Source organism: Endozoicomonas atrinae (assembly GCF_001647025.1).
GTDB lineage: Bacteria > Pseudomonadota > Gammaproteobacteria > Pseudomonadales > Endozoicomonadaceae > Endozoicomonas > Endozoicomonas atrinae.
In genome coordinates, this window is the sequence record NZ_LUKQ02000323.1 from 1 (window position 1) to 5,083 (window position 5,083).

3 protein-coding genes are annotated in these 5,083 nt (G+C 41.8%); all 3 read left to right on the forward strand.

Annotated features, from left to right (window positions below):
• The first annotated feature begins 284 nt into the window (after positions 1 to 284).
• Positions 285 to 2,777 carry a hypothetical protein gene (locus AK963_RS25255; RefSeq protein WP_066018147.1) on the forward strand — a complete coding sequence of 831 codons (2,493 nt, stop codon included), beginning with the start codon at positions 285 to 287 and terminating at the stop codon, positions 2,775 to 2,777.
• Positions 2,774 to 4,255: a hypothetical protein gene (locus tag AK963_RS25260; protein WP_066018148.1), complete on the forward strand. Its 1,482-nt coding sequence runs from the start codon at positions 2,774 to 2,776 to the stop codon at positions 4,253 to 4,255. The genes AK963_RS25255 and AK963_RS25260 overlap by 4 nt, the downstream gene beginning before the upstream one ends.
• Before the next feature lie 509 nt (positions 4,256 to 4,764).
• Positions 4,765 to 5,083 (forward strand): Rieske 2Fe-2S domain-containing protein (locus tag AK963_RS35935; RefSeq protein ID WP_238593845.1); only part of this gene is annotated, 319 nt, incomplete at its 3' end.

Here is a 5,083-nt window from a genome sequence, read left to right on the forward strand (position 1 = left end):
CATCCGAAACTCTGTTTATCAGTCGAAATACCGCCCGTGCCCACCTGCGTTCAATCTTTTCCAAAACCGGGGTTACCCGGCAAACCATGCTAGTCAGGTTGATTCTGAAAAGTGTTGCCCCTTTGGGATAAGAGCGGGGCAACTAATGGCAATTAAGTCAAAATAATTTAGATTTGTGAATCTAACAGTCAGCAATTTTAGGGGCAATTAAAGTAACAAAATATTATTGCATTATCATATTAAGTCTAAACTGCAAGGCTCTAATTCCAATAAGAGACCTTGCAATGGACAGTTTACATAACGTCGTCAATTCTCCCCAAGTGATTGGCCAACCATCAAAAGAAGACCTCTCAAAACTACGCTTCCCTATGTCTAATACTTCGGAGACTGGATTAAGAAGAATCGGCGTCAATGATACTAAAAAAAGGACAGTCTATATTAACCCCACCCATGACAACAGTTTCCATCAAACGCCAAATCAAGTTACTCGACATAGAGATATTTCAAGGGTAGAGCCCCAAAATGCACTCAGTATGGCTAATCAGCAAAGCCGTTCTGTTCCTTGCGATAAGCAGCAAACTTCATGGCCTTCTCTTGCATTTAAACGAGATCAGAGTATAGAAGAAGCACCCAAAACTTCATCAAAACCTATCAGTTACGTGGAGAAGCTTACAGCAACACCAGTTTTTAGAAGCCTCGAATCGACGGGACAGTCAGCTCAAGTTAAAGTGAGAAATGAACATGGCAGACTTGAAAGTCATATTCGAATAAATGAGGCAATACAACGAGGCGACTGGCACCCACCTTTACTTGAAGAGCTCAAGCTAAAACCCAAATGTCATTTCTCTCAAAAAGTCAACACATACTTAAAGTATCTTCAGAATGTATTAAAAGGTGTCACTGAGCCAATTGAAGCATGTATTAGAGTGACTTCCTGCATTAACTATCTTCAGGAAATGTTGAGGCCTGATGAAAACGATAATTTCAACCTCCTCAGACTTAAATTTGAATCCATATATAAGTTAACACTCCATCCTTGCATCGTAGAAATCAGAAAGCAGGCAAAACCTGGCCTTGCTAAAGAGTATTTTGAGGTATTACACCAGGCAATCAATATATTTCATTTCCACCCTTTTCACAGAAAAGCCCCAAGTGATGAGGTTAGAGCTGAAATTCGCAACACACTCACTACAATGATCCAGTCTGAATTGGATTATTTAAGTTACGCTGCAAAATTATCAAACAGATGTGATAACCATTGGGCAATCACCCGCCTCCAGTGGACTCTTGGAGAGGGTGGACCAGCCAGACGATTTGACTTTTTAAGACCTGATAAAAGAAAACAATACCTTGCCAACGTAGCATCCATTGAAAAAGAACAATCCCAAGCAAGTGTAGCACTACAAGACAGAGCATCTGTACCTGAGAAAATACATCTTAATACCCAAGAAATTGACTCAATAATTGCATCTGGATATCTTGAAAAAGCCGCCGATTTTCTGTCAGCACATCGGGGAAAATTCCATATGCAGGAAAGGCTTTTATGTCAAATACTAAAATATGAACTGGACAAGGTACTTGAAACATTCACCCAAGAAAAAAACAGAGAAAATGACCTGTCATTGCTAGCAGCCTTGTATTCTTTCAGAAAAACATTCCGCAGATTCATTCCAATTAATTATTTCCTAAATAAAGACACACAAAGTTTATTGTCCGCTGTTGTTGTACGCGTACTGTCATCCCACATAACGATAATAACCCCCCCTGATAGAAAATTAAAAATAGAGCGAATGATTCAGGAGTTAATAAATAATACAACTATGACAGATCAATGCATTTCCTTGTGGCGCAAATTTCAACATGGAGAAATCGTTCTTGAAGATTCATTAGAAGGCATGACCAGCTACGATGCTTTTCAGGCATTAATCAGAATATCCAGGAGATTAAGCTCTGAGCCAGCTGTTGATAACGATTTCCTTATAGCTGCCCAGGAAATAAGAGTATGGGCATTAAATGAACAGACTGTTAGAAAAATGAATGACGGTATTCGTCTTTCAAAAATGCTTGCAGCATTAAAACATAAGCTGTATTTACACTTCTTCCATCATATATACAAAGATGGAAGCATGAGAAAACCAAGAACACTTACCGAATACAATAAAGTCATATCAAAAATGGATTGCCACAGGAAAAACTGTATAGAGAACCAGAAACTTTTATACTTACTGAAAGATGATAAACAAAGAAAGAGCTGGCAACTGATCGCATGCCAGGCATGGGGGCAATATATTTGCAACCTGAGGAAAAAAATATTTCGCTCAGAGTGTATTAGTGATCAAGACATAAGTAATCTCCTGCTATTAAAGGGCATTTCACCCGATATAGACTTAGGTTTTACTAGAGTTGATTTTAAAAAGCTGGCGATCGACATCTTCAACTCCGCAGTTAAAACGCCACATCTTGTTCAAATCAGTCATGACAGGCTGCAAGCTTTATCAGGCTGGGTTCTTGCTCTTCTTGACACTGAGCCCAAAGACATTCCTGCTGCAATGAAGCGAAATGAAGAGGTTAAGACAAGTATCTCAGCATATAGAACCCGATACCATCAACAAGTACTGGCAGCACCGCCCCCCCCTCCTCTTCTTCACCTCAGCCAATCCCTGAACCTGAAACACAAAAAGCCAGAATACAAGTCGAGCACAGTTTACAAGAACAAGATTCTCAAGCAACCACCCAAGCCTCAGAAGTATCTCGCACTTCGGCTTCAAAATGTTTGACTCGCTTACCTAAAAAATTGTCTGAAGTTTGCCTGGTTGATAACCCAGAAACCCAGACCCAAAAAGAGCTTAACTTGTTGTTAGTCACCGACAGCTTAAAAGAAGAGTTTGGTTGCATGGTTGAAGCGATGAAAGCAGTTGATCAGAAAGCCCACGCAATGGGAGTGACGAGAAAAGGTTTACAAGACATGGCCCAGATAAACCCAAGCTCTTTCAAAAAGCTGATGGGCTTAGGCATGCCTATTAGCGTCGCTGATACTTTATCCGGTAATAGATCTATCAACTTTATTCAGTCCAGCTCTGTCGATGATGGAGGAAATACAAAAATATTGACAACTCAAAACACAGGCCACAAATCTGTTTCATCAGTTTCCCATCAAACCCAGCAAGTTCCCGAGGCCTTCCTCCCTAGCCAGAAAACCAATAATCAGCCTATGCTTCAAACAAACAACATTACTCCGGTTTTCACTCAGCCCAACCGTCCCACAGAGAAAAAGCTGGCGCTGATCACTGTTGAGACTGCTCAGGTTCATGCACTTTATGACACTCTAAACCCAGTTCCTTCCAGCTACCCAGCAACGGCTGCTCCTGCAACAACGAGCTGCCATATTCCCCAAGTTGTTCCACAGGATAGAAGATATCATACTCCGATGGATCTACTCACAGTACCACCCCGGATACCTCAACTGGAGACAAACAGCCATAAACAAAACGTTCAAGCTAGCAATATTGCTCCAGCTATGCCTCAGCTCCCACGATACCCAGAGAAAAAAGCTGCACATATCTTTGTTAGAGATAACCGGGTTAATACATTTCATGAAACCCCAGGTTCAGTTCAGCCCATCTACCCGATAACCAGTGCACCTGAAGCAACAAGCTACCCCACTGCCAAGATTATTCATCATGATATGAGATATAATGTTCAGGCAGAGCTACTGACAGCCCATCATCTGCCCGCTCAACATCCCCCCTGTACCGCTCCCTTTTCGGAAATCCCATTTACGCCCTCTGAGCCATCAAACTATCTATACGTCCATAGAGTTTTCGAAGAGTCATTACTTGTCTACCTCCCACACACCAATACCACCAACCTACACGAAGACCATCTTCTTGAAGAAAACCTTAGAAAAATCGAGTTAATCCTTCAAATATTGTATCAACGTCTTCAGGGAGATATTCGCTACAAGCTGGTAAAAGAGCATGAGATACAACATATTGATGACTGCATAAATGCATTGACACCGTGGTTTAATAAATTCCATATTCCTGATCAGGTAAAATACACTGAACTAGAAACTTCATTGAAATATTTAACCAAACCTGTTGAGAATGGAAAAATAGACCAGACCTTCCGTGACCTTGTGAATGACCAGATCAGACAAGGAAATATTAATGAGGCAGCTCAGATCATCCGTGTACAACAGGGCTTATTTCACGTTAGAGAGGTCTTAGGCTTATCTGTTAATTATGCTTCATAGTCAGGAGGCCAGGGTTTCTTTTCTATTAGCCATGTGACCAGTTGCCCACAGCTTGATCACACACAAAATCATGCTTCAGTCAAGGACTTAAATATAGAATGGCCATCCATCATCTGTGCCGCCTACCTTGCCTAAATGCTTGTATGGCCAATTGGTTGGTTGTAACGCCATCTGGAAGCTGAAGCCCCAAAAAAACTAAAAATGCTTCTAAGCCTCATAGCAATCCAGAATTGCAGAGAGGCTGGCACACGACATAGTACATGAACTCCAACTAACTTTTAGAAAAGTCAGCCCTCATGGCATATAAAAACCAAAAAATTGATTCAGATCAACAACACCTAAGGCAATCGTCCACTTAGACGATGATGACCAGTGACTACTCACTGGAAATCATCATTTAAGGATTATGCAAGCCTCTACCCGAATCATGGTGTGTTTTAATATACAGATCGGGAGGATCGCTTTGCACATGGCAGAATATCATAGATTGCAGCCAGGAGAACAATAATATGAGCAAGTTGCACCTGATTGAGACGAACCCGGTACCTGACCGTTACGCCCGTGGCTGGCACTGCCTTGGAAAGCTGGAAAACTACAAGGATGGCAAAGCCCATACGATTGAAGCATTTGGTACCAAGCTGGTCGCCTTTCAGGGAGAAGATGGCAATGTTCATATACTGGATGCCTACTGCCCACATATGGGCGCTGATATCCACACACCTGATGGCGCCAAGTGCAGCTTGAGAATCAGCCGCGGGAATGAAGAGAACCGCTTCAGTGATGATGACAAATGGCTGATTAACACCCTGATTCCACACCTGATGCGAG

What these genes read in the sequence shown, in the direction of transcription:
- AK963_RS25255 (WP_066018147.1), top strand. Translation starts at nt 285, where the DNA reads ATGGACAGTTTACATAACGTCGTCAATTCTCCCCAAGTGATTGGCCAA.